The 24,296-nt window shown below is 33.0% G+C and carries 21 protein-coding genes; 13 read left to right on the plus strand and 8 right to left on the minus strand.

Annotated elements, in window-relative coordinates; genetic code table 11:
* The first annotated feature begins 206 nt into the window (after nt 1–206).
* Nucleotides 207–1,535 (plus strand): peptide-N-glycosidase F-related protein, encoded by a 1,329-nt coding sequence (locus tag AB671_RS15090; RefSeq protein ID WP_066676473.1) that lies wholly within the window; start codon nt 207–209, stop codon nt 1,533–1,535.
* Nucleotides 1,536–1,597: 62 nt separating this feature from the next.
* Here the strand turns inward: AB671_RS15090 and AB671_RS15095 are convergent, their stop codons facing one another.
* Nucleotides 1,598–1,954, minus strand: coding sequence for a helix-turn-helix domain-containing protein (locus tag AB671_RS15095; RefSeq protein WP_066676478.1), 357 nt, complete (start codon nt 1,952–1,954; stop codon nt 1,598–1,600).
* 151 nt (nt 1,955–2,105) lie between these two features.
* On the opposite strand from AB671_RS15095, the gene AB671_RS15100 reads away from it, so the two are divergent.
* The 4 genes from AB671_RS15100 to gwsS all read left to right on the plus strand — a co-directional run bounded on the left by AB671_RS15100 (nt 2,106) and on the right by gwsS (nt 5,659).
* Nucleotides 2,106–2,345, plus strand: coding sequence for a hypothetical protein (locus tag AB671_RS15100; RefSeq protein WP_066676480.1), 240 nt, complete (start codon nt 2,106–2,108; stop codon nt 2,343–2,345).
* A 68-nt stretch (nt 2,346–2,413) separates the two neighbouring features.
* Nucleotides 2,414–3,493 (plus strand): hypothetical protein, encoded by a 1,080-nt coding sequence (locus AB671_RS15105; protein WP_066764825.1) that lies wholly within the window; start codon nt 2,414–2,416, stop codon nt 3,491–3,493.
* Nucleotides 3,490–4,416, plus strand: coding sequence for a hypothetical protein (locus AB671_RS15110; protein ID WP_066676484.1), 927 nt, complete (start codon nt 3,490–3,492; stop codon nt 4,414–4,416). The genes AB671_RS15105 and AB671_RS15110 overlap by 4 nt, the downstream gene beginning before the upstream one ends.
* Before the next feature lie 154 nt (nt 4,417–4,570).
* A complete protein-coding gene (gwsS, locus tag AB671_RS15115; RefSeq protein WP_066676486.1) occupies nt 4,571–5,659 on the plus strand; it encodes a grasp-with-spasm system SPASM domain peptide maturase in 1,089 nt (362 codons plus the stop codon).
* Here the strand turns inward: gwsS and AB671_RS15120 are convergent.
* The 4 genes from AB671_RS15120 to AB671_RS15135 form a co-directional block, all read right to left on the minus strand.
* Nucleotides 5,656–6,006 (minus strand): DUF1801 domain-containing protein, encoded by a 351-nt coding sequence (locus AB671_RS15120; protein WP_066676489.1) that lies wholly within the window; start codon nt 6,004–6,006, stop codon nt 5,656–5,658. The genes gwsS and AB671_RS15120 overlap by 4 nt on opposite strands.
* A gap of 22 nt (nt 6,007–6,028) precedes the next feature.
* Nucleotides 6,029–7,867: an ABC transporter ATP-binding protein gene (locus AB671_RS15125; RefSeq protein ID WP_066676490.1), complete on the minus strand. Its 1,839-nt coding sequence runs from the start codon at nt 7,865–7,867 to the stop codon at nt 6,029–6,031.
* A gap of 50 nt (nt 7,868–7,917) precedes the next feature.
* Nucleotides 7,918–8,841: a M28 family peptidase gene (locus AB671_RS15130; protein WP_066676492.1), complete on the minus strand. Its 924-nt coding sequence runs from the start codon at nt 8,839–8,841 to the stop codon at nt 7,918–7,920.
* A 285-nt stretch (nt 8,842–9,126) separates the two neighbouring features.
* Nucleotides 9,127–9,516: a DUF4293 family protein gene (locus AB671_RS15135; RefSeq protein ID WP_066676494.1), complete on the minus strand. Its 390-nt coding sequence runs from the start codon at nt 9,514–9,516 to the stop codon at nt 9,127–9,129.
* A gap of 144 nt (nt 9,517–9,660) precedes the next feature.
* Between AB671_RS15135 and rho the strand changes: the two genes are divergently transcribed.
* The gene (gene rho, locus AB671_RS15140; RefSeq protein ID WP_066676496.1) at nt 9,661–11,553 is read left to right on the plus strand and encodes a transcription termination factor Rho; all 1,893 of its coding nucleotides are present in this window, start codon (nt 9,661–9,663) and stop codon (nt 11,551–11,553) included.
* A 55-nt stretch (nt 11,554–11,608) separates the two neighbouring features.
* Here the strand turns inward: rho and AB671_RS15145 are convergent, their stop codons facing one another.
* Nucleotides 11,609–12,202 (minus strand): hypothetical protein, encoded by a 594-nt coding sequence (locus AB671_RS15145; RefSeq protein ID WP_066676497.1) that lies wholly within the window; start codon nt 12,200–12,202, stop codon nt 11,609–11,611.
* A 149-nt stretch (nt 12,203–12,351) separates the two neighbouring features.
* Between AB671_RS15145 and AB671_RS15150 the strand changes: the two genes are divergently transcribed.
* Entirely contained in the window at nt 12,352–12,948 is a 597-nt protein-coding gene (locus AB671_RS15150; protein ID WP_066676498.1) for a superoxide dismutase, read from the plus strand.
* 54 nt (nt 12,949–13,002) lie between these two features.
* On the opposite strand, the gene AB671_RS15155 is transcribed toward AB671_RS15150, so the two are convergent.
* Both AB671_RS15155 and AB671_RS15160 read right to left on the minus strand, forming a co-directional pair.
* Nucleotides 13,003–13,422: a DUF6146 family protein gene (locus AB671_RS15155; protein ID WP_066676499.1), complete on the minus strand. Its 420-nt coding sequence runs from the start codon at nt 13,420–13,422 to the stop codon at nt 13,003–13,005.
* 49 nt (nt 13,423–13,471) lie between these two features.
* Complete coding sequence (locus AB671_RS15160) at nt 13,472–14,671, minus strand: endonuclease (RefSeq protein ID WP_066676576.1); 1,200 nt, start codon at nt 14,669–14,671, stop codon at nt 13,472–13,474.
* 265 nt (nt 14,672–14,936) lie between these two features.
* Here AB671_RS15160 and AB671_RS15165 point away from each other — a divergent pair, with 265 nt between their 5' ends.
* From AB671_RS15165 to nadC, 6 genes are all read left to right on the plus strand, one after another.
* Nucleotides 14,937–17,648 (plus strand): carboxypeptidase-like regulatory domain-containing protein, encoded by a 2,712-nt coding sequence (locus AB671_RS15165; protein ID WP_228391045.1) that lies wholly within the window; start codon nt 14,937–14,939, stop codon nt 17,646–17,648.
* Nucleotides 17,649–17,661: 13 nt separating this feature from the next.
* Nucleotides 17,662–19,806, plus strand: a complete 2,145-nt coding sequence (locus AB671_RS15170; RefSeq protein WP_066676503.1) for a DUF5689 domain-containing protein — start codon at nt 17,662–17,664, stop codon at nt 19,804–19,806.
* 131 nt (nt 19,807–19,937) lie between these two features.
* The gene (locus AB671_RS15175; protein ID WP_066676505.1) at nt 19,938–20,567 is read left to right on the plus strand and encodes an NAD(P)H-dependent oxidoreductase; all 630 of its coding nucleotides are present in this window, start codon (nt 19,938–19,940) and stop codon (nt 20,565–20,567) included.
* Between the two features lie 34 nt (nt 20,568–20,601).
* Entirely contained in the window at nt 20,602–22,179 is a 1,578-nt protein-coding gene (gene nadB / locus AB671_RS15180; protein WP_066676510.1) for an L-aspartate oxidase, read from the plus strand.
* A 13-nt stretch (nt 22,180–22,192) separates the two neighbouring features.
* Complete coding sequence (locus AB671_RS15185; protein ID WP_066676511.1) at nt 22,193–23,236, plus strand: YhcG family protein; 1,044 nt, start codon at nt 22,193–22,195, stop codon at nt 23,234–23,236.
* The gene (nadC, locus tag AB671_RS15190; RefSeq protein ID WP_066676512.1) at nt 23,236–24,096 is read left to right on the plus strand and encodes a carboxylating nicotinate-nucleotide diphosphorylase; all 861 of its coding nucleotides are present in this window, start codon (nt 23,236–23,238) and stop codon (nt 24,094–24,096) included. Before AB671_RS15185 ends, nadC begins: the two co-directional genes overlap by 1 nt.
* Nucleotides 24,097–24,296 lie beyond the last annotated feature (200 nt).

Raw genomic sequence — 24,296 nt, forward strand, 5'->3', positions numbered from 1 at the left:
ATTCGACGTAGTCAAAATTAAGAAAAAGGTTATAAAAAAATTATTGAATAAATTTTAAACACCCTAATTAAATCATAATGCTTTTATTGAATCGAAATCAAAAATTTAAATACATTGTTATTGTGATACTCATTTAATACTTTACTGTTTGTGAGTGATATTTTAGGTTGTAGTTTTGATGCGAAATCAAAAATCTAATTTTTTAAATGAAAAAAATTCTACTTTCTCTATTTGCCTTTACAGGTGTTTTAAAAACAGAGGCTCAGACAAACATCAATGTATTTTCGCAAATCGTTTTTTATGATGGTTATGCTGCAAACGTTTCAAATCCGGTTCCGGCAAATACGATTCGACTTGCTAATTACAGATATGCAAGAAAGCTTACCGATGCAGAGCTGAATTCTTTTCAGAATAAAATTACCATGAATGTTACCATCGGAGCTTTATGTGATAATTATGACAGAATTGGAGGAGTACATTTGGCTTTAGTTCCAAAAAATCAAACGACATATGCTTTAAGTGATACGAATGTGAAAAGAATTGAAATCGGAAGATACATCACACCGTTCATGAATAAAAATATTTCTCCAACGTCTGTTCCTTATACGTATAATGTTGATAATCTTTATTCGGTTTTTAGCAATACTGATTTAAGAAATACCTACGATATGTATGTAGAGCTTGATGTTTTTGGAGTGCCTTATGCTGCAAATACCCAGGTTGCTGGTTGTTCAGGAAGAAATGATGTCTTTGCTGGAACGCTTGATTTTGTTACGTCAAATGATCCCACAATCACGACTTCTTACAATAATTTACTTCCGTTATTAGATTCAAATGAATTAAATAATTATAACAATACAGATCAACCGGGTCAAACGGTAAGATTGGTGAATTTTTCGCTTAACCAAAGTACAGATAATGCCAAATTCTTTATTGTTACTACACCGCACGGAGCAGGTTCTGGAGGAGAGGAATACGTAAGAAGACAAAACTTTGTTTCTTTAGATAATACTCAGGTTTTAACTTTTACTCCGGGTGGGAAATCTTGTGAGCCTTACCGAGTATACAACACGCAAGGAAACGGAATATATAATTCATCGGCACAAACTACAGCTTGGTGGTCATCTTGGAACAATTGGTGCCCCGGAGATTCTGTACCTATCAGAAGTTTTACTGCAGCATCGCTTTCTGCAGGAAGTCATACGATAAAATATGAAGTTCCGGCAGCGGTTTTTAATGGACAAGACGGAAGGATTGTACTTTCTATGTATATGCAAAGTTCTAATCAGTTTTTGTCTGTGAAAGATGTATCAACGGTTGATGTTTCTGTTTTTCCAAATCCAACTGCAGATTTTGTGAATATCAGATCCGATAAGAAAGTAAAAAATGTAATTATTTACTCATTAGACGGAAGAAGATTAAATGAAGTGAAAGATTCTAAAATTGACTTATCGGCTTATCCATCCGGAAATTATTTGTTAGATATTACGATGGAAGGTGGAACTCAGTTTAAGCATAAAGTTATTAAAAAGTAGTTTAAACATTCATATCAACAGAAAAGAGAAACCAATTGGTTTCTCTTTTATTTATTGTTAAATTATTTGCTTTGAGATTTTAGGTTTTTATTTTCTTTTTTTAGATGTTCAACTTCTTTTTTTAGTAAAGAAATATAATCCTGAAGGTTTTCTACAATAGAATTTGGAATATTAAAGTATTGACTGTAATAATTTCCAGAATTATCATTGTCAACACTACCAGATAATTTCTCCTCCTTAATTTCCTCAAGTGGAACATTCAAAGCATCTGCTAGCTTTTGCCACTCTTCTTCATGAATTCCTATTTCACCACGTTCCTTTCTAGAGTAATTAGATGGATCTGTAGATAGTATTTTTGACATTTTTTCCTGTGAGAGACCTCTTTGTTTTCTAAGAGTTTTTAATTTTTCCTGTACCATTTTGTGATTTTGGTGTTTGCAAATATGCAAAACATTTACATATTTTGCAATTAAATTACAATAAAATGACATGATTTTTTAATTATTACGAATGAATTATTTTTTAGTTTTGATAATGCCAATAGTGGTACATAATTTTTAAAAACTATTTATGAAAAATTTAGAAAAACTTGAAAATCTCAAGCTAGAAAACAAAAAACTTTCTGAAATTTTTGGAGGGAAGCTTCCTGGTGGGGGAGATGTTACAGCAACTGCAGGAGGGCAAACAACAATACAAGACTGGCCGACTACAGGTTGGTGCACAACTACAGAGTATACTAGTGATACTAGAGTAAGTAATGGTGAATATATATATCATGGAGAGAAAGTAATATCTCAAGCACCAAATTAAAAAGGGAAAGTTTAACAAAGTAAGAGAAGTATTATCATCAATACTTCTCTTTATTAATTGATAATTAAATGAAAATATTCTTCAGATTTTTATTTTTATTCAGTTGCATTTCAGTAAGTTCCCAAACGTTTGGGCTTACAAATAAAAAGATTATTGCTTATTATGAGACCATTAATATGGCTGAAAATAAAATTATAAATAATGAGCTTGATAGTGCAAGTATTCTTTATAAGAAAGCATTTTTAAATAATGAACAACCTCTGGGAAAAGATCTTTATAATAGTATGATTGTCTCTTTAAAGATTAAAGATAAAAATCATGCTTTTTCTCAATATCGATCTTTAAAGTGCCTTGAATATCCTTTTGACGAAAATTTTGAAGCTCATAATTTTCCGGATTTGAAAAAAACTAAGGAAATTAAATGCAAGACATCTTTTGATATTGCATACAGAAAAACACTCGATTCTCTATTTATTATTGACCAGCACTACAGAAAAATTTCCGGTGGAGATTATGCAAAATATCAAAAAGAAATAAATAAAAATGACAGTATTGTGAGTACTCAGCTTTTAAAGCTTATACAAACAAAAGGATTTCCAAATGAATATAATCTAGGTTTAAAATCGGCTGATAAAAATTTTTTTCAGAACTTTTATCTTATTGTTTGGCATCAAGCAGCTAATAATATAAAAAAACCACAAGTTGTAAATTTTTCTGAGGATATTGTAAAAGCGCTTAATCTTGGGAAAATAACACCTGATAATGCTGGTTTTTTGCTCGATTTAAATAATAATACGAATAATTATTCTAGTAAACATTTTGATATAATGGCTTTTGTGAACAATCCTGGAGATCCTAAGAGGCCGCATGATAATATAGAAAAATCTTTAGAAAATGAAGACTGCTGCTATGTACATGTATGGTTTCTCCCAGAAAAGAGAGAAGAAAAGGGTGGAAAGTTAGTGATGGAGATTGATAAAAGAAGAAAAAATCTTGGTATGTGTAGCTTAGATGACAATCTTAAAAAAAAAATTTTTAATCTAAATAATAAAGATTACCAGTTTCCACAAGCACAGATTGTAGGAATGAATTTTACAAAAGATACAGATAAAGAAAATTTAAAAAAACATTTTATTAAAATTAAATGATTCTTATTATAAGCGCAGATGATGATACAATGACCGATGCTATCTGTGCATGGTTATCTTTTTTAAATAAAAAATTTGTAAGACTAAGCGAAAACCAACTTATTACTGCTGTTGTATTTGATTTTAAAGCAGACCTTTTTAAAATAGATATCAATGGACTGAGATATGATTTAAAAGGTTTTCAATCTGTTTTTTACAGAAATGGATCTTTGATGTATAATGGTTTTAAAGCAGAAATTGATTCTCATTTAAAAGAATTTTTTAATTCAGAACTTAAATCATTAACGCATTTTATTTATTATTATTTAGAAAAATCTGGAGCAAAAATATATGGAAACATTATTAATAAAGAAGTAAATAAACTCGAAGTATTACACGTAGCCCAAACGTTAGGTTTCAAAATTCCAGATACTTATGTTATTTCTCAATTAATGGATGTGTCAATTCTTAATGCATCTGAAAACTACATTACAAAATCTATTTCTGAAGTAAACCCTATTTTCTATGAAAATGAATTATACTTGAATTATACTAAGGAAATTAATCTAAAATATTTAAATACTAAGAATGAAAATATTATTCCCTCATTAATTCAAAATAAGATAAATAAGATCTATGAGGTGCGAGCATTCTTTTTTGAAAAAACAATTTGGGCAATTGCTACATTTGAATTTTCAGATAATATAGATGGAAGAAGTACAAGAGAGGGAGACAAAAAATATCTTCCCTTAAAATTACCTAAAGATATTAATATGAAGATTAGAAAGTTAGCTAAAATTTTAAGATTAAAATGCGGGACAATAGATATGCTGAAAAATGATAAAAATTTCTATTTTTTAGAAATAAATCCATTAGGACAGTTTCATCCAGTAAGCCATTACGGAAATTATCAAATAGAAAAATACATTGCAGACCTATTATGAAAGAAAAATTACAATTAATCGGTAGTGTTTTTACTCTACAAGAATGGAGCAAATGTGGAAGTGGAAGTGTGGTAAAATATTCTGCAAATAAAAATCTAAAAACTCAAAATACTAGAATTTTTCGTTCAACAAAACATTATTCACTATTATATTAATGATATTTATTAAATTATTTAGTTCCGTGAAAATCACTGAAGGAGTAAAAAATGCAATTATTTTTGATACTAATTCAGGATTTTTAAGTTTTATACCAAAGGGTCTGTTTAGTTTGCTTCATAATGAAAAACAAAATTATTCGTTTTTAAAAAAACAATTGGATGGTGACGATGTATCAACTTTAGATGAATATATTGATTTTATCATATCCAATAAACTTGGATTCAAAATCAATACTAAGAAAGAATTATTAAGTTTTCAAAACGAACCAGATCTTAAGAGTAATCCTACTAATATTGAATATTTAATTTTAGATTTACAAAGTAAAAAAGATTTGGATGATAATATTATTGAACAGATACAATATTTAAGAATAAAATATCTTCAAATAAGGATTCTTGATCAAGTAAAAACTAGTGATGTATTAGGTATATTATCTAAAATTAACCTTTTAAATGATTCTGAATTACATGAAATATCATTCATTATAAAGTTTGATGAAAATGTTATTGATTTTATAAAATATACAGCTAATTTATCCAACAAATTTCTCAATATAATACTGCACTCAGCAGATAATCTTTCTTCATCATGTTTTGGTTCCATTCAACTAGATATTATTAGAAACAAAATTATAATACCCTCTAGTTGCGGATGCATTTCAATGAAAAATTTCATTTTAAATAATAATTTTCATATCGAATCCCAGTATCATAATTCCTGTCTTTACAAAAAAATAGGAATTGATGTAAATGGCAATATTAAAAACTGCCCTTCAATGCCTCAAAGTTTTGGTAATATAAAAGATAAAACATTAGAAAAAGCATTAAATCATAAAGACTTTAAAAAATACTGGAATCTTACTAAAGATAAAGTAGAGGTTTGTAAAGATTGCGAGTTTAGATATATATGTACCGATTGCAGGGCTTATACAGAAAAGAATCATGAGAATAAAGAGGGTTTAGATATATCCAAACCTCTAAAATGTGGTTATGATCCGTACACCGGAGAATGGGAAGAATGGAGTACGAACCCTTTGAAACAAAAAGCAATTAATTACTATGGATTGTTAGATTTAAAGAATTAAAACTTAATATGTTTTTTTACTTCCATAATTAAGCTTAAAATCAATTCCACAGGCAAATCCTCATTTTCATCAATTAAAAGGATTTTAAACTTCTTTCTGCCTTCACTAATGAGTAATGGATGGTCTAATCGGTCACCATGATAAAAGCTGATGTAATGTTTTTTATGCTTTTTGCTGTAATAAAGGTAGCAGAGCATTTTCTTTTTAAACTTAAAAAAAGGCAGTCCGAAACTCAGAGTTTCTGTAATGTTTTCGGGGTCAGATTCTAAGATTTTTTTCCGTAAAAACAAAAGAGTACTTCTTGCAGGCTCGTCGATTCTGTAGAAGTACTCTTGTATAGGATTCATTTTAAATTAGATTTAAAATAGTTTAGTCAAAATTCTGAAGTTCTACCAATTTGTGGTAGGTGCCTCTTTTTGCCATTAATTCTTGGTGGCTTCCTTGCTCCATAATTTCACCTTTTTCCATCACCACAATCCAGTCGGCTTTTTGGATGGTAGAAAGTCGGTGAGCGATAACGAGTGAAGTTCTGTTTTCCATCATTTTTTCAAGGGCATCTTGTACAAATTTTTCAGATTCTGTATCTAAAGCAGAAGTTGCTTCATCCAAAATCATAATCGGTGGGTTTTTCAGAACAGCTCTTGCGATAGAAACTCTTTGCTTCTGTCCACCCGAAAGTTTTCCTCCGTCGTCACCGATATTGGTGTCATAACCATTCGGAAGCTGAGAAATAAATGAATCTGCGTTGGCGATTTTTGCAGCAGCAATTACTTCATCTCTTGTAGCTTCAGGTTTACCCATCAAAATATTGTTGTAAACGGTGTCGTTAAACAATACAGATTCTTGAGTAACCATTCCTAAAAGTTTTCTGTATTCACTGATTTTTAAATGCTTGATATCGGTATCGTCAATTAAGATTTGTCCTTCAGAAACATCATAAAAACGTGCTAAAAGATTGGCAATTGTAGTTTTACCGCTTCCACTTTGACCAACCAAGGCAACAGTTTTTCCTTTAGGAATTGTAAGGTTGAAATTTTTTAGAATTAAATTAGATTTATCGTAGTAAAAACCAATATTTTTAAACTCGATGTGTTTATCTAAAGTAGAAATAGAAACAGGTTCTGCAATTTCCTCTATTTTTATATCGGCTTCCAAAATTTCCAACACTCTGTGCAAAGAAGCTTCTCCTTTCTGAACATTAGAAATAGAAGCTGATAAACTTTTTACAGGAGGTAAAATCTGAAAGAACATTCCTAAAAATACCAAAAAGTCTTCGGGAGCAATACTTTGGTCTACAATAATTTGTTTACCACCATACCAAGCAATGATTAAGAAAGTAACAGAACCTAAAAATTCGCTTATCGGAGAAGCTAATTCTTTTTTTCTACCCAATCTGATTGAGCTGTTGATCCATTTCTGCATGGAGCCCATAAAACGGTTGTCCATAATTTTCTCAGCGCTGAAAATCTTAATCACTTTTGATGATTTTAATGTTTCATCAACGATAGAGAAAATAGTTCCCATTTCGTTTTGCGCTTCATGAGAATCTTTTTTAAGACTTTTTCCGATGAGTGCAATCATAGTTCCCATTACCGGTAAAACCAAAAGCGAGAAAAGTGTAAGTTCCGAGCTTAACCAAAAAAGACTGATTAAGGTACTGATTAACATAAACGGAGCATTGATTAATTCAACCAAACTTCCTAAAATGTTTCCTTCTACTTCACCAACGTCATTTGACATACGAGACATCATATCTCCTTTTCTGCTTTCTGTAAAGAATGAAACAGGTAAGGATAAAACCTTACGGTACATCTCACCTCGAAGGTCTTTGGTAACACCAACACGATAGTTAATTAAAAGGAAGGATCCCAAGTATCTGAAAATATTTCTCAGTAAAAACATGAATGCCGTGATGATGCAAAGCCAGGCCAAAACATTCAGTGTACCATAATCATTAACTAAAGTCTGTATATAATAATTAGAATAGGTCTTTAAGTAAGAAAATAAATCTACAAGCTCTCCGGAATATACAGGAGCAGATTTGAAGTTTTCACGTTTGATGGTACCAAAAAGCATTCCCAGAACGGGCAATATGGTTCCTAAAGAAGCAATCTGAAATAAAGAATAGAGAAGGTTGAAGAATAAACTCCCGTAAATGTATTTCTGATGCGGACGTGCAAATTTGAGTATTTTTTTATATTCGTTCATTCAATAAAATTGGAAAGCAAAATTAATTAAAATATAATGATAAGACGTTTTTAATTGAAATTTACTTTATCATTATACTTCGGGTTGAAATTTTTAGGGCTTAATTTCTCCAAAGTTTTTGCAAAGTTATTGATAATCTGCGTCATGTTTTCAGAATTTACAATGCTCATATCGTCATTTGCCTGATGATAATGGGTGATTTTACTCATGTCTGCAGTAGAAATAGAATGGGCAATAATTTTCTTTTTTACAAAACTTACATTGTCTGATCTGTAAAACAATTGTTGCTTCGCATAAGGATCGGGATGAATTTTCAAACCATTCACGGCGTTTTTATTAAACAATTCATCCAAATCAGAAAACTCGTCACCGGTAATGAATACTGTATTTTTACCAAATTCAGCTTCTGTTGCCACCATTTCAAAATTAAATAATGCTGAAAGATTATTGTAAATAGGGTCTAAATTTTTATCCTCAGAAATAGCAATTGAACCCAGCATTCCTTTTTCTTCCCCATTAAAAGCCATGAAAACCATTGAGAAGTCAGGTTTTTTATTTTTAAAATAATCAGCAATGCCTACCAAAGTTGTAATTCCGCTTGCGTCGTCATCTGCACCATTGTAAATATTGTCTCCGGATTTATTGCTTACTCCGATATGATCAAAATGTCCAGAGAATCCTAAAAACTTTTCAGATTTTCCTTTTTTAATTCCACATACATTGTAAGCTGTTTTTCCTTTATAGTCAAAAGGAACGAGATAAGATTTTCCGGTACAATATTCCAAATTGTTTTCTTTAAAAAGCTGAGCGATATATTCTGCTGCTTTATCGTTTTCAGGTGTTCCGATTTCACGGCCTTTCATTTCGTCTGAAGCAAGTGTTGAAATGACGGTTTTTACTCTCTCTTCAGAAACATCCTGTGCAAAAGCCGAAACAGAAAAAAGTGAAAGAAAAAGATAGGTTAGTTTTTTCATAGGTAGATTGATTAGTTTAATTATAATCGAATCTGTCGTAATTTTATATGAAATGTTGCAAGTCTTCTTAATTTATTTACTCTCCACAGGTTTTATGATGATTAAATTAATAATTTACTACCTAAACCTTATTGGTTTTTAAAACCTACAAGGTTTGAAGAATGATTATCCAAATATAAAATCTTGATGTTTTTAAAAAAACTGAATGGTTGTGTAAATCTGTGGGAAAATAAAAAAAACAGCTCCCAAAAGGAAGCTGTTCTCACTCAAAAAATCGTTGTAAGGTTATCGCAGTCTGTCTACAGATTTTACGAGCCTCTCATCTTTTTTGATAAATAGGTTTGCCAAAAACAAACAAATTATCGCAATCGATGGAAAAACCGGCTCAATACCCTTCTCAGGAAAATCTATTCCTCCGGATAAGTTTTGCATCCAGTACACCAATACACCAATCAACAAAGCGTTTATTATAATACTGATGTTATTCAGCAAGATTTGTCTTTTTCTGTTTTTAAAACTGAACAAACTCAATGCTCCTAGCAAAACTAAAACAACTGATGCAATGCTTATAATCGGAGTTTTTCCGAAAACATCTACATCCTGTCCTGTAATATATAGGAAAGCGGCGGCTAAAACCGAGAGCAAAATCCAAATAGTCTGTATCCTCTGTAACATAGAATTTTAAATTCAGAAGCAAAAATAACATAAATTTTGCACAATTCAAAAATAAGTGTAGATTTGCAACATACAATGTACTTGAAAACAAAAGTCACCCGACTTACTTTTCTTACTCACAACTAATTACATTTTTACATAAATATGTTTAACATAGAAACGTTAAGGTCAAAATCTGTAACGGAATTGACTAAAATCTTAAAAGATTTGGGCGTTAAGGTTGCAAGAACCAGCAATGAAAATGATAAAATTTTTGCTATTCTAGATTTTCAGGCTTCCAACCCTAAAGTTACAAAAGATTACTTCAATACCACAGAAACACCAACTGCTGTTACAGAGGAACAGCCAGTGGAAAAGGTGGTAAAACCAGCTCCTAAAAAAGCTGCTCCCAAAAAAGCTGTAAAACCCAAAGTAGAAACAGCAACGGAGCCAAAAGAAACTCCACCTGCAAAAGCACCGGAAGTTATCAAAGAACCAGAGGCAATCAAAGTAGAAGAAGCTCCTGCTGAAGAAGTGAAAGCAGAAGTTACAGAAAGTGCTCCAGAAGAAAAACCAGCTTCTCCTAACAACAGACAAAAAAGAAAAAGAGTTTTACCTCCTGCAGGAAATAGTGAAATTGAAGCGCAGGGAACGATAGAACTTCCTTTAAATATAGATTCTCAGCCAAGTGCACCTGCACAGGCAAAAGAGGAGAGACCTAAAAGACCACAACAAGGTCAGTCACAACAAAATCAAAAAGGTCAAAACCATCCACAGCAAAACAGTGGAAATTCTCATAATAGAAATCAGAACAATAACCAAAATCAGAATTCTAATCAAAACAACCCTAATCAAAACCAAAATCCTAATCAGAACAGACAGCAACATGCCGAAAGACCTGAGAGACACGAGGAGCAGCACGAACAGAAAAAAGAGTTCAGCTTCGACGGAATGGTTAGCATTGAAGGGGTTTTAGAAATTTTACCAGATAACTACGGATTTTTACGTTCATCAGATTTTTCTTATATTTCTTCACCGGATGACGTGTATGTTTCGACTGCACAGATTAGAAATTTTGGTTTAAAAACCGGAGATACCGTAAGAGGAATTGTAAGACTTCCGAAAGAAGGCGAAAAATATTTCTCATTACTAAAGCCAACTGAGGTAAACGGTCGCGATTTAGCATATATTAAAGACCGTGTTGCTTTTGAATATCTTACACCGTTATTCCCTGAAGAGAAATTTAATCTTTCAGGAGATAATTCTACGATGTCAACAAGAATTGTAGATTTATTTGCACCAATCGGAAAAGGGCAGAGAGCAATGATTGTTGCTCAGCCGAAAACCGGTAAAACAATGTTGCTGAAAGATATTGCTAATTCTATCGCAGCCAATCACCCAGAAGTTTATATGATGGTACTTTTAATAGACGAACGTCCTGAAGAAGTTACCGATATGGAAAGAAGTGTGAATGCAGAAGTAATTGCTTCTACATTTGATGAAGCTGCAGATAAACACGTAAAAGTAGCTAACTTAGTTTTAGCGAAAGCTCAGAGAATGGTAGAGTGCGGTCATGATGTGGTGATTCTTTTAGATTCAATTACAAGGTTGGCAAGAGCTTATAATACTGTAACTCCTGCTTCTGGAAAAGTACTTTCTGGTGGTGTAGATGCAAATGCACTTCATAAGCCAAAAAGATTCTTCGGAGCTGCAAGAAAAATTGAAAACGGAGGGTCGCTAACCATAGTTGCAACCGCTTTAATTGATACAGGTTCTAAAATGGATGAAGTTATTTTTGAAGAATTCAAAGGTACCGGAAACATGGAGCTTCAATTAGACAGAAAAATTGCCAACAGAAGAATTTATCCGGCCATCGATTTGATCTCTTCAAGTACAAGAAGAGATGATTTGTTGCTTGACGAGGTAACTTCACAAAGAATGTGGATTTTCAGAAAGTATCTTTCAGAAATGAATCCTATCGAAGCAATGGAATTTGTCAGCAAAAACATCAGAGGAACTTTAAATAATGAAGAGTTCTTGATGTCGATGAACAGATAATAAAGTATTTACTTTAAAAATATAAAAGCAGTCAAATTTTTGACTGCTTTTTTTATTAACTTCTTTTAACCCATTCGTTATGAATTTTTCGAAAGCGGATAAATCTTGGTATACAATCGTTACCTGTAATGTTCTTACATTTCTGATAATAGATAATTGCCTTCTCACCCGATTTATCGATGATGGGTCGGCTTAAAGTAATTTTGCCAAGAAATTCACCATTTTCGCTTGGCTTTTCTACCTTTTCGTAATTTTCAGGGAATTTTATTTTAGTTAAATCTAAACTTGTTGCCTTTAAATTTTCTTTTGCCGGAACAATACTGTCTAATTCTAAAAGAGAATGATACACATTGCTGCTCGTAGAAGAACTTTCGATACTGTCGGAAATTGCAAATTCAAATTTTCTTCTCATTGCAATGGCATCTTCAATTATTTTTGCATCTTTCTCACTCATTGTTCGATTTAAATCAATTCCGTTATTAGCGGCAATTTCGTTCATTTCATCTTGTGAAAGATGAGTCATTCCGTATGGTTTTAGAATTTCATTGACAGATTCATTAAGTAGAGCATATTCATCTTTAGAAATACCGTCATTGTTACAGCTTATCAATAATAAAAATAATGTGGAGATTGTATAAATTTTCTTCATAACGACAAATTTAAAAAAATAATGGTTTTATAAACATTTAGCTATCTTTTTGTTATTATCAATGTTAAAGATTTATTAAAATAATATACAATCTTTGATATTGGCTTGAATATTGGCTAACTTTGAATCATAACATTAAAAATAAACTTATGTCATTTGAATTACCAAAATTAGGATATGCTTACGAAGCTTTAGAGCCAACAATTGATGCAAAAACAATGGAAATCCACCATTCAAAACATCACCAAGCGTATGTTGATAACTTAAATAAAGCAATCGAAGGAACTGATCTTGACGGATTAACTATCGAAGAAATTTGCAGAACAGGTGTTGAAAAACCAGCTGTAAGAAATAACGGTGGTGGTCACTTCAATCACTCTCTTTTCTGGGAAATCTTAACTCCAGGAGGAAGTAAAGAGCCTGTAGGAAGCGTAAAAGCTGCTATCGAAAATTATGGTGGTCTTGAAAAATTCAAAAATGATTTTTCTGAAGCTGCTAAAACAAGATTTGGTTCAGGATGGGCTTGGTTAGTAAAAAATGAAGACGGATCTGTTTCTGTAACTTCTACTCCAAACCAAGATAATCCATTAATGCCGGTTGCTGATGCAAAAGGAACTCCAGTTTTAGGATTGGATGTTTGGGAACACGCTTATTACTTAAACTACCAAAACAGAAGACCTGATTATGTATCTGCGTTCTTCGATGTTGTAAACTGGGATAAAGTAGAAGAATTATTCAACAAATAATCTTTAGTTACTTTAAAAATAAAAAAGGTTCAGAATTTTCTGAACCTTTTTTTGTTATCTGAATGTGTCGCTTGCGCTCAACCCATTCATTCTCAGTTTGTATTTCCAATTAACATAAGCGAAAACCTGATATAGTTTATACTCAAATTTAATTCCGTATTGTTCTCTTGGGTCGTAGTCGATGGAAGATTCAATGATATTACGATATCTTCCTGACATAAAATAGGAATTCCACTCGTTGACCAAAATGGTATTTCTGCTTTTCAAATTAGCTTCAGTGTACTGATTCATTGGTTTTGCAATAGCATTCATAAAATAATCAAACTGAGTGTCGATTACAATCAAATCCCATTCTCCATCATCATTTTTTGATGGTTTCATTGCAGAATCTTCCTTTTCGTTTTTAGGATTACTCTGTGCAAATGAATGTAATGGAATAAGAACTGTAAATAATATGATGATTAAATTTTTCATAATGAGTAATTTACACAAAAAAAAGCACTCCAAATAGAGTGCCTTTGTTTTATTTTTTGATGTATTCTTTCTGAAGAACTGATACAGCTGGGAAGTGGTCGCTGTAACCACCGGTGAATCGGTCACCATCCCAAGAACGAAGCGGATAGCCTTTCCATTGCCCTTCTTTATTCACTAAATAAGACGGAGCATAGATTTCTGCTTTAAAAACACTGTAACCAGGAGTCAATTTTTCTTTTGAATATAAATTCTGAGAAATAATAATTTGATCGAATAAGTTCGGAGCGTCTCTGTAGGCCAAAGAAGCAACTCCAGCTTTATATAATTTGTACATTAAATTATAATAAGGAGTTTTGTCAGATAAGTCTTCTGGCTTTTCTACTGCGCCAAGATGTTTTTTCAAACTCGGACTTACCGGGTCATCATTATAATCTCCCATTGAAATTAACTTGATTCCAGGGTATTCTGCAGATAATTTATCCATTTCACCTTTCAAAACGGCAGCAGCTGCGTTCCTTCTAGGTTGTGAAGCTGCTTCACCACCGCTTCTTGAAGGCCAGTGATTCATGAAAACCGCAATTTTTTCACCATCCAAAAGTCCTACTGCTACAAGAACATCTCTTGTGTATTGTCTTCTTCCGTCTTCGTTGTAGACTTTTATTTCTTTAGTGTAAGAATTTTGAACTATAAATCTGCTTTTCTGATAAATAATAGCGATGTCAATACCTCTTGCATCATACGAGTTGTAGTGTACAATTCCATAATTACTTTTAGCTAAAACGGGTTGCTTAATAAGGTCTTCAATTACCTGTCTGTTTTCTACTTCAATTAAACCACAAATTGCCGGGTTATCGTTGGTGTACTGTCTTCCAAGTTCAGAAATTACTTTTGCTTCGTTGGCTAATTTTTGGTTATAGTATTTCGTTCCCCATCTTTTTGGGCTGTTTGCCGTGAAGTCAGTCGCTAAGATTTGATGACGAATTACTTTTTTTCCTACTAAAAGTTCATTGCTCCATTCTCCTTTGTAGTCTTCAGTAGTTTCCAAAAACTTTAGAGAATCGATTGGTACACTTCTGTGAAATTTAGGATTAGAAAAAGGAAGAGTTCCATCAATATAATCTGCGGATGCAATGGTGTCCCAAAGATTTTCTACATTCAGGAAAGCTACGGTTGCTCTTTTAACTTGTTTTTGCTGAGAAAAACCAAAATTAAAACACAATACCGCAAAAAGGATAAGATATTTTTTCATGTTTTTAAAAAATTCAAAAAATTGAGGGGCTAAAATTACAACTTTTAAAATCATTTAGATATTAAATTAATCTTAAGAAGTATTTTTGAATTAAATCATAATAAGGGCTTTTTATTGAGAGTATTATTGAGTGTTAAGAATAATTAATAGAATGAAGTAGTAAAAATGTTTTTGTTTATGAAAATAATCCTAAATTTGTTGCCCCTTAAATAAAGAAGGTGAAAAAAATAAGTTTATTATGATTAAAAAACTATCCCTAATCTCTTTGTTTACACTATTACCTGCATCTTATTACTATGCTCAAACTACTGTTTATGCGTATGTTAAAGGTCAGGATGGTAAGCCGGTAGAGAGAGCAGAGGTTGATCTTGAACAATCTGTTGATGACGTAACTGCAGACAAAATCGGTTACTTCCAGTTTGTAGATTTAAAGCCGGGACATTATCTTATTACCGTTACGAAGCCAAATTTTGAATCTAAAATTTTAGAGTTTGATGTAACTGCTGATGAGAAAAGAAAAGACTTAGGTGTCATTGTACTAAACAACAGTTTGGGAACAGATGCTGGGGTTGTTGTGATTGATGATTCTGCAACTGATACTGAAGATGGAGGTTCTTCAATGCAACCAACAGTAGGTCTTTTGAGTTCAGGTAGAGATGCTTTTCAAAATGTTTCTGCTTTTGAGCTAGGTGCTTATTGGTTCAGACCAAGAGGGGTAGATAACCGTTTTGAAGATGTGATGTTCAATGGAGTTTCGATGTCTAAAAACGATGACGGAAGAATCGACTTCAACAACTGGGGTGGTTTGAATGATGTTACAAGATATCCTTATGAAAATGTAGATAATATTACGCCGTCAGAATATGCTTTTGGTAACTTGGGTGGTGTTGCATATTATAATACTAGAGCTTCTTCTTACAGAAAACAAACATCTTTAGCTTATTCATTCACAAACAGAAGTTATTTGCACAGAGCAATGGCAACTTATTCTTCAGGAATGAGCAAAAGTGGATGGGCATTTACATTCTCTGGAAGTAGAAGATGGGGTGATAATGCAATCATCGATGGAGTTTACCAGGATGCTTATGCTTATTTCGCATCAGTTGAGAAAAAATTCAGTGAAAGACACTCTATTAACTTCACCGGTTTTGGATCTCCTACTTACAGAGCTTCAAACTCACCAAACACTCAGGAGGTTTATGACATCATGGGTAAAGATTACAACTCATACTGGGGATGGCAAGATGGTGAAAAGAGAAACTCAAGAATCAGAAAAGTGTTCGAACCGATGTTCATGCTTACTGATTATTTGAAAATAGGTAAAAATTCAAACTGGATCAATACAGTTTCTTACCAGATCGGAAGCGATGCTAGAAGCAGACTAGACTGGTTCCACGCAGCAGATCCAAACCCTACTTATTACAGAAAATTACCAAGTTACGGTCTTTTAACAGCTGACGAATTTAGAGCGCAGTCGCAAATCGATTGGAATTATTTATATAATACTAATCGTTTGAACCTTACCAATATGGATGGTTCAGTAAAAGGAGCTTCATATAGTTTAGTTGAAGATGTAAATAAAGATAAAACGTTCAACTGGGCGTCTCACTTTGATACAAGATTAAAGGAAAACTGGAAGTTGAATATCAATTTTAATTTTCAAAATTTAAATTCGGATAATTTTAGAAGAGTTAAGGATCTATTAGGTGCTAATTATGCTAATAATCTTAATCCTTTTAATAATGATGCACGTTATAATATTGATGATGAAAACTATAAAGTAAAAGAAGGAGACAGAACGCAGTATTCTTATCAACTTCATAAAAATCATTATACTTTAAACGTTTCTACAGAGATTGATTTCAACAAATTTAATATTGTAGCATCTATTTTCTCTTCATACTCTGAAGCTTACAGAAATGGTGATTACAGAAGTGGAATTGCTGAATTTGCAAATAATTCTAAAGGTAAAAGTGCTATTTATGATGCTTTAGATGCCGGAATCAAAGGTAAAATCACTTACAAAATCAATGGTAAAAACTTTATCGTTTACAACGGGGCTTTCTTTAGTTTAGCACCAACGTTTAACGAGATTTATATTAACCCAAGAGTTGTCGATTTTGTAACTCCAGGTGTAAAAAATCAAATAGTTAATTCAAACGATTTGAGCTACATCATGAGAGGACAAGTTTTAAAATTAAGGTTATCAGGTTATTATACAACAATTAGTAATTCAACAGAAATTTCAAGGTATTATGCGGCATCATCATCATCTACAAATTCAGGAGCGTATAATACGTTGATCAACGAAGCGATGAGTGGTGCTGATAAGAGATATATGGGTGCTGAATTAGGATTTGATGTTAAAATTACACCTACATTAAACGCAACCGGTGTTGCAAGTGTAGGTGAATATAAATTTACAAACACTCCTCAGGTATATTCATTTGATGACCAAATCGGATTCAGAAGCTATGGAAAAGCAAATATCAAAGATTATAAAGTTGCCGGAACTCCTCAAAAAGCATTCTCTTTTGGATTAAAGTATAATTCACCGAAATATTGGTGGGTGGGTGCTTCCGCTAATTATTTAATGGATCAGTATTTAGATTTCTCTGCGCTTAATAAGACAGCAACTCTTTATACTATTCCTGGAACATCTGATGTATTGTATGATGGTGTTACTCCTGAGCTTATCCAGCAACTTACTGCACAGAAGAAATTCGATGACCAGTTTATGTTGAATGCTAATGCGGGTAAATCTTTCCAATTCGGAAAATACAGAATGGGGATCAGTGTTTCGGTAAATAATATTTTAAATAATAGAGATTACGTTACCGGAGGTTTTGAGCAAGGAAGGCTTGCAAACTTCCCTCAAGCTCTGGAAGAAAACAACAGAGGGACACCTTATTTCGGTCCAAAACTTTGGTACGACAGAGGAAGAACATTCTTTACTAATGTTTATTTAAGATTCTAAACTATTGACTATTATGAAAAAATTTAATTTAATTTTCTCCTATATTTTTGCTCTCATTACAGTCCTAATTATTACAGGCTGTGTGCATGACGACAAATATGATGAACCCAATCTTGAGAATTACCAGTGTAGAACTGCTGATTATTATACAAAGGCTGAAAACAAATATGTAAAATGGACTTTGCATGATTTGAAGTTGAAGACTTTAAATGAAGTAATTACAGAGAATGCTTATGTTGAAGGATATGTGTCTTCTACAGACGAATCTGGGAATATCTATAAAACGATATATATTCAGGATGATCCGGAAAACCCTACAGAAGGTTTAACGATAAGCGTGGATATGGTAAGCACATATACGAGATTTCCACAAGGATATAAAGTATATATTGATCTGAAAGGTCTTGCTGTTACAGCGTATGGTAGTGTAAAACAATTAGGCCAAATCACTCCTGCCGGAACGAGAATATTGGAAAAAGAAGTTCCAAACCACATTTTCAGAGATTGTAATATTAGAGCGAATATTAAACCTAAAGTTTTAACAATGGCTCAGTTCGCTGCAAATGACGCTCTTGTAGGATGTTTGGTACAACTTGATAATGTAGAATTTGACGAAAGAGCTTTATGTACCAACTTTGCTCCGAACGGAGAAACTGTTGATAGAACGATTGGTCAGGGTTGGATTAGTGCAACTCAAAAGTATGCATCAACGGCAATTGTAAGAAACAGTGGTTATGCATCCTTTGCAAACCAAATTGTTCCTGCGGGACAAGGTAAGTTTGTCGGAATTTTGAGTAGATTTAATTCTATTTATCAATTGTATATCAATAAGCTTACAGATCTTGATATGAAAGGTGTAGGTGCGGATGGTGTTGATCATCACTTCCCACGTGTTGATGGTAAAACTGCAAATCCATGTAACTTCAGTGCAGATGGATTAACAGCTAAAACAGTTGCTGATGTTAAACAATTAGCAGGGAATTTGGCGCCAAACGGGCTTGTTCAAATTACCGGTGATTTCTATCTTAAAGCGCAAATTATTGCGGATGACGCTACTGGAAACTTGTTCAAGTACCTTTACTTAGAAGATGCTACTGGAGGTATTAAAATCAATATCAACAGAGCAAATCTATATTTTGAAAAAAGATTTAAACTAGGAAAAGATCTAAATGTTAAACTGAAAGGTTTATACATTAGAAATGTAAACGGAGAACTTCAGTTAGGGTCTAATGATTCTTCTTCTGCTGTTGCTTACAGAATTAAAGACGAAGAGATTTATAAATATCTATTTGATAGCAATGCTTTAGCAAGAGCGGTTGTTCCTACGGAAAGAACAATTACTCAACTTACAAAAGCAGACGTAGGAAGATGGATTAAAATTAAAGATCTTCAGTTTATAAATAGTGATCTAGGAAGAACATATGCTGATGGAACAGCGGCATCTAACAGAACGTTAGAAGATTGTTCAGGGAATAAAGTAACCTTGAGAACGAGTGGACGTGCTATTTTTGGAATAAAAGCGGCCAGTGCTATTGATGTAGCCGGAGGTAAAGGTGATATTTATGCAGTTGTAAGCATTTTTAATGATAGTTACCAGCTTTGGATTCCTCAGCTTACAGATATTAAATTTATTAATCCAAGATGTGATGGCTCAGTTTATGTTCCGCTTCCAGTATTATATAAAGATGATTTTGCAGCAGGAGGTTTCAGTACAGATTGGACTGCAGTAAATGTGACAGGACCTAACCAGTTTTGGAAAACTTCAAACCAAGGTAACGGAACCAATTATTATGCGATAATGAATGGTTTTGCTTCTGGAAATAATGTTAACGAAGACTGGCTGATTTCTAAAGCAGTAAGTTTAGTAGGAAAAACCAAAGCAGCAGTAAGTTTTACATCTGATGTAAATTTTCCTGGACCTGCTCTTCGGGTTTACGCTACAGAAAACTATACAGGAGATCCTACAACAACTACTTGGGTAGCTTTACCAGCATTATTAGATACAAATAATAGTGGATTTGGTGACTGGGTAAGTTCAGGAAATGTAGATTTATCAGCATTCTTAGGCAAAAATGTAAGAATTGCATTTAAATATACGTCAACATCTTCCGAAGCGGCAACGTGGGAAATTGATGATTTCAAAATTAAAGGTCAGTAATTCGCTGATTTATTTAGATTTATAAAGAACCTGTCTCTTCATTGAGGCAGGTTTTTTTATTTAGAAAATTTACAAATAGATATTTTATTTAAAACAGGCTTTATTCGGCATCAATTCTTAAATTTGTTGTTATGAATTATTTGGAAGCTTTAAGCAGAAGATATTCTGTGAAAAAATTCAACCCCGAAATGATTATTCCGCAAGAAACCCTTCTCAGTATCCTTGAGTCTGGAAAACTTGCGGCAAGTTCGCTGGGACTTCAGCCTTATAAAATATTCGTAGTAGAGAGTCAGGAAATGAAGGAAAAGTTGATACCAGCTTTTTACAACCCTTCACAAATTTCTACATGTTCGCATCTCATTATTTTAGTTTCTAAAAAAAATATTGAAGAAACTTATCTCGATGGATATTTCAGACACATCTCTGAAGTGCGTGATCAACCTGTGGAAAGTTTAGACTTATTCAGAAACAGCATTACAGGCCATTTTGGAAGACAGGAGCATGATGATATTTTAATTTGGGCAGAAAAACAGTCTTATATCGTTTTAGCCAATTTAATGTATGCTGCAGCGATTGAAAATATAGACACTTGCCCTATGGAAGGTTTCAGACAAGATATCATTGAAGAAGTTTTGAATATAGATTCTGAAAAAGAAAAAGTGACAGTTACTTTAGCTTTGGGGTACAGATCAGGAGAAGATCAGTTTCAGCATATGAAAAAAGTGAGAAAGCCAAGCGAAAAATTGTTTAAATTTATTTAATTATTTAGATAGACGGTCGTCTTAAAGCAAGAATATGATAAAAGCGGATGTATTAGTGATTGGTTCCGGAATTTCCGGATTATCTTATGCCATAAAAGTTTCAGAACAGTTTCCCGATGCCAAAATAATCATTGTAACAAAATCAGATGAAGATGAGAGCAATACCAAATATGCTCAGGGTGGTTTGGCGGTGGTTACTGATTCTAAAAATGATAATTTCGAAAAGCACATCGAAGACACCATGAGAGCCGGCGATGGCGAAAACAAACGTGATGTTGTAGAAATGGTCGTAAGAGAAGCTCCCGCAAGATTTAATGAAATTGTAGAATGGGGCGCCAATTTTGATAAGAAAAATGGCGAATTTGCTTTAGGAAGAGAAGGCGGTCATACCGAAAATAGAATTGTACATCACAAAGATATTACCGGTTTTGAAATTGAAAGAGCTTTGCTTCAAACGGTTAAAAACAGCCCAAATATAGAAATACTCGATCATCATTACGTAATCGATATCATTACGCAGCATCATGTTCCGGGAAAAGAATTAAATGAAGGCGAGATCAATTGCTACGGAGCCTATATTTTAGACGAAAAATCAAGATCAATAAAAAAGATCACTTCGAAGATCACATTAGTTGCAACAGGCGGAGCTGGTCATGTTTATAAAAACACTACAAATCCTACCATTGCAACAGGAGACGGGATTGCTTTCGTTGCCCGTGCAAAAGGAAAAGTAAGCAATATGCAATATTATCAGTTCCATCCGACCGCTTTGTACAGCAAACTTGATGGGATGTTATTTCTAATTTCTGAAGCTGTTCGTGGTGATGGTGCAAAACTGAGAACCAAAAAAGGGGAAAAGTTTATGCATAAATATGATGAAAGGGAAGAATTGGCTTCTAGGGACATCGTTGCAAGAGCAATTGACGCCGAAATGAAAATCACAGGTGACGAATATGTTGGCCTTGATTGTCGTGAAATGAATCAGGAAAGGTTTTTAGAACATTTTCCTAATATTTATAAAAAATGTAAAAGCGAAGGGGTAGACCCTTTCGTGCAGCTTATTCCGGTAGTTCCGGCCTGTCATTATCTGATGGGTGGAATTGATGTTGATAAAGACGGACAATCTTCATTAAATAATTTATTCGCTGTTGGAGAATGTACCAACTCCGGACTTCACGGAGCTAACAGATTAGCTTCAAACTCTTTATTGGAAGGTTTGGTTTTTGGTCATAATGCAGCGATGAAAACCGTAGAATTGTTAAAAGAGAATAATTTTAATTTTGATGATTTAAAAGCAGTTCCAGAATGGAATGAAGAAGGAATGAAAATTATTGACGAAATGGTCATTGTTTCTTATCTCCGAAAGCAGCTGCAAGAAATGATGAGCAACCTGGTTGGGATTGTGAGAAGCAATAGCAGACTAAAAATGGCATTGCAGAAACATGCCGAAATTGCTGCTGCAGTTGACGAAATTTATCATTATTCTATTCTCTCGCCTCAACTTTCAGAACTGAGAAATCTTACTACGGTTGCGCATCTCATCATCATCCAATCAATGGAAATGACGCAAAATAAAGGTGCATTTTACAATAAAGATTTAATTCAAGCATAAAAATCAAGCAATAATGCTGGAAAAAAGCAATGAACAATACATTAGTTGGATTTTAGATTTAAAACAAAAAATTCAGCAAAGCCAAATCAAAGCGGCAATTCAGGTGAATTCTGCTCTGATAGAAATGTATTGGGATTTGGGAAAAGAGATTTCTGAAAGAAATTTTGAAAATAGCTATGGCTCAGGTTTCTTTTCGCAATTAAGCAAAGATTTGCGCTCAGAATTCCCCGAAATAAAAGGGTTTTCTGAGAGCAATTTAAAATACTGTAAAAGATTCTACTTGTTTTATAATCAGAAAGATGAAAATCGTCAACAACTTGTTGACGAATTGAGTGGTCAGATCTTTCTTATTCCGTGGGGGCATCACGTCACATTAATAACAAAATGCAAAGACCCGAAAGAAGCTCATTTTTATATTGAAAAAACTATAGAAAATGGTTGGAGTAGAGCTATTTTGCTCAATATGATTTCAGGAAAACTTATAGATACGCAAGGAAAGGCAATCACCAATTTTTCCAAAACGCTCCCTGATTATGAAAGTGATTTAATTCGTGAAACTCTCAAAGATCCCTATATTTTTGATTTCATTAATGTCACAGAGAGCTATAAAGAAAGAGAGCTAGAAAATGCTTTAACTGAAAATATTTCTAAATTTTTAATTGAGCTTGGAAGTGGATTTGCTTTTGTAGGTAAGCAAGTTGAAATATCAGTAGGCAATCAGTCATTTTTTATAGATTTGCTTTTTTATCACATCAAACTGAAAAGATATGTTGTAATAGAATTGAAAACCGGACATTTCGAATCTGAATTTGTAGGAAAACTCAACTTCTACGTCACAGCGGTCGACAAGCAGATGCGGGACGAAAATGACAATGCTACCGTTGGGATGATTATCTGTAAAGATAAAAATGAAATTATTGCAGAATATTCGCTTACCGACCTACATAAGCCTTTAGGGATTTCTTCTTATGAGCTTAAAAAAATATTACCCGAAAATTTAAGATCACATCTTCCATCAATAGAAGATGTTGAAAAAGAATTAAAAAAAATAGAATAATGAATAGACCAAGCTACGCTACAGATAAAGTTTTAAAACAATTCATAAAAAATGCTTTAGAAGAAGACATTCAGGATGGGGATCACTCTACATTGTCTACAATTCCTAAAGACCTTCAGCAGAGTGCAAAACTTTTGGTGAAAGAAAACTGCATTTTGGCTGGCGTTGAGCTGGCTGAAATTATTTTTAAAACTTTCGATAAAAACTTGATTGTTGAAAATTATATTAAAGATGGAGAGGTTGCAAAATCTGGAGATATCGCCTTCATTGTGACTGGTAGCGCAAGATCAATTCTCTCAACGGAAAGATTAGTTCTCAATTGTATGCAGAGAATGAGCGGAATTGCAACATTAACTCACGATTGGGATTCTAGACTGATTGGTACGAAAACAAAACTTTTAGACACCCGAAAAACGACTCCTAACTTCAGAGTTTGCGAGAAATGGGCAGTTGCCATCGGTGGCGGAACCAATCATAGATACGGTTTGTATGATATGATTATGTTGAAAGACAATCATATTGATTATAACGGAAGTATTACCAATGCCGTAAAAATGGCAAAAGACTATGTAAAAAAGTCAAAGAAAAAATTGAAGATCGAAGTAGAAACCAGAAACCTTGAAGAAGTACAGGAGGCAATCAATGCTAAGGTTGATAGAATTATGCTCGATAATATGGATGTTGCTACAATGAAAAAAGCAGTTAAGCTTATTAATGGCTCTTGTGAAAGCGAAGCTTCCGGCGGAATTACAAGAGATCAGTTAAAAGATATTGCTACCACAGGAGTTACTTTTATCTCTGTAGGGGCGCTTACTCATTCTGCTAATAATATCGATTTAAGTTTAAAAGCTGTTATGTAAAACATTATATTTTTAATAAAAACAAAGGTATTTTGTTAAAAATTAAATAATATGATTTTTTTCACCTCATAATTCGATTTTTGTATTTTGCTTTGAAAATCAGTGAATTAACCTTTGTTAAGAATCGTTAAAAATTAACATTAAGTTAATAATAGTTAATTTTTATTTGTCGAATTTTGCATAAAATTTAATTCTAACTA

Origin of the sequence: Chryseobacterium sp. BGARF1 (assembly GCF_001677955.1) — a bacterium.
Taxonomy (GTDB): domain Bacteria; phylum Bacteroidota; class Bacteroidia; order Flavobacteriales; family Weeksellaceae; genus Chryseobacterium.

Bases quoted from the DNA above. Each gene is read 5' to 3' on its own strand.
- AB671_RS15090 (WP_066676473.1), top strand. From the start codon at position 207: ATGAAAAAAATTCTACTTTCTCTATTTGCCTTTACAGGTGTTTTAAAA.
- AB671_RS15095 (WP_066676478.1), bottom strand. From the start codon at position 1,954: ATGGTACAGGAAAAATTAAAAACTCTTAGAAAACAAAGAGGTCTCTCA.
- AB671_RS15100 (WP_066676480.1), top strand. From the start codon at position 2,106: ATGAAAAATTTAGAAAAACTTGAAAATCTCAAGCTAGAAAACAAAAAA.
- AB671_RS15105 (WP_066764825.1), top strand. From the start codon at position 2,414: ATGAAAATATTCTTCAGATTTTTATTTTTATTCAGTTGCATTTCAGTA.
- AB671_RS15110 (WP_066676484.1), top strand. From the start codon at position 3,490: ATGATTCTTATTATAAGCGCAGATGATGATACAATGACCGATGCTATC.
- gwsS (WP_066676486.1), top strand. From the start codon at position 4,571: ATGATATTTATTAAATTATTTAGTTCCGTGAAAATCACTGAAGGAGTA.
- AB671_RS15120 (WP_066676489.1), bottom strand. From the start codon at position 6,006: ATGAATCCTATACAAGAGTACTTCTACAGAATCGACGAGCCTGCAAGA.
- AB671_RS15125 (WP_066676490.1), bottom strand. From the start codon at position 7,867: ATGAACGAATATAAAAAAATACTCAAATTTGCACGTCCGCATCAGAAA.
- AB671_RS15130 (WP_066676492.1), bottom strand. From the start codon at position 8,841: ATGAAAAAACTAACCTATCTTTTTCTTTCACTTTTTTCTGTTTCGGCT.
- AB671_RS15135 (WP_066676494.1), bottom strand. From the start codon at position 9,516: ATGTTACAGAGGATACAGACTATTTGGATTTTGCTCTCGGTTTTAGCC.
- rho (WP_066676496.1), top strand. From the start codon at position 9,661: ATGTTTAACATAGAAACGTTAAGGTCAAAATCTGTAACGGAATTGACT.
- AB671_RS15145 (WP_066676497.1), bottom strand. From the start codon at position 12,202: ATGAAGAAAATTTATACAATCTCCACATTATTTTTATTATTGATAAGC.
- AB671_RS15150 (WP_066676498.1), top strand. From the start codon at position 12,352: ATGTCATTTGAATTACCAAAATTAGGATATGCTTACGAAGCTTTAGAG.
- AB671_RS15155 (WP_066676499.1), bottom strand. From the start codon at position 13,422: ATGAAAAATTTAATCATCATATTATTTACAGTTCTTATTCCATTACAT.
- AB671_RS15160 (WP_066676576.1), bottom strand. From the start codon at position 14,671: ATGAAAAAATATCTTATCCTTTTTGCGGTATTGTGTTTTAATTTTGGT.
- AB671_RS15170 (WP_066676503.1), top strand. From the start codon at position 17,662: ATGAAAAAATTTAATTTAATTTTCTCCTATATTTTTGCTCTCATTACA.
- AB671_RS15175 (WP_066676505.1), top strand. From the start codon at position 19,938: ATGAATTATTTGGAAGCTTTAAGCAGAAGATATTCTGTGAAAAAATTC.
- nadB (WP_066676510.1), top strand. From the start codon at position 20,602: ATGATAAAAGCGGATGTATTAGTGATTGGTTCCGGAATTTCCGGATTA.
- AB671_RS15185 (WP_066676511.1), top strand. From the start codon at position 22,193: ATGCTGGAAAAAAGCAATGAACAATACATTAGTTGGATTTTAGATTTA.
- nadC (WP_066676512.1), top strand. From the start codon at position 23,236: ATGAATAGACCAAGCTACGCTACAGATAAAGTTTTAAAACAATTCATA.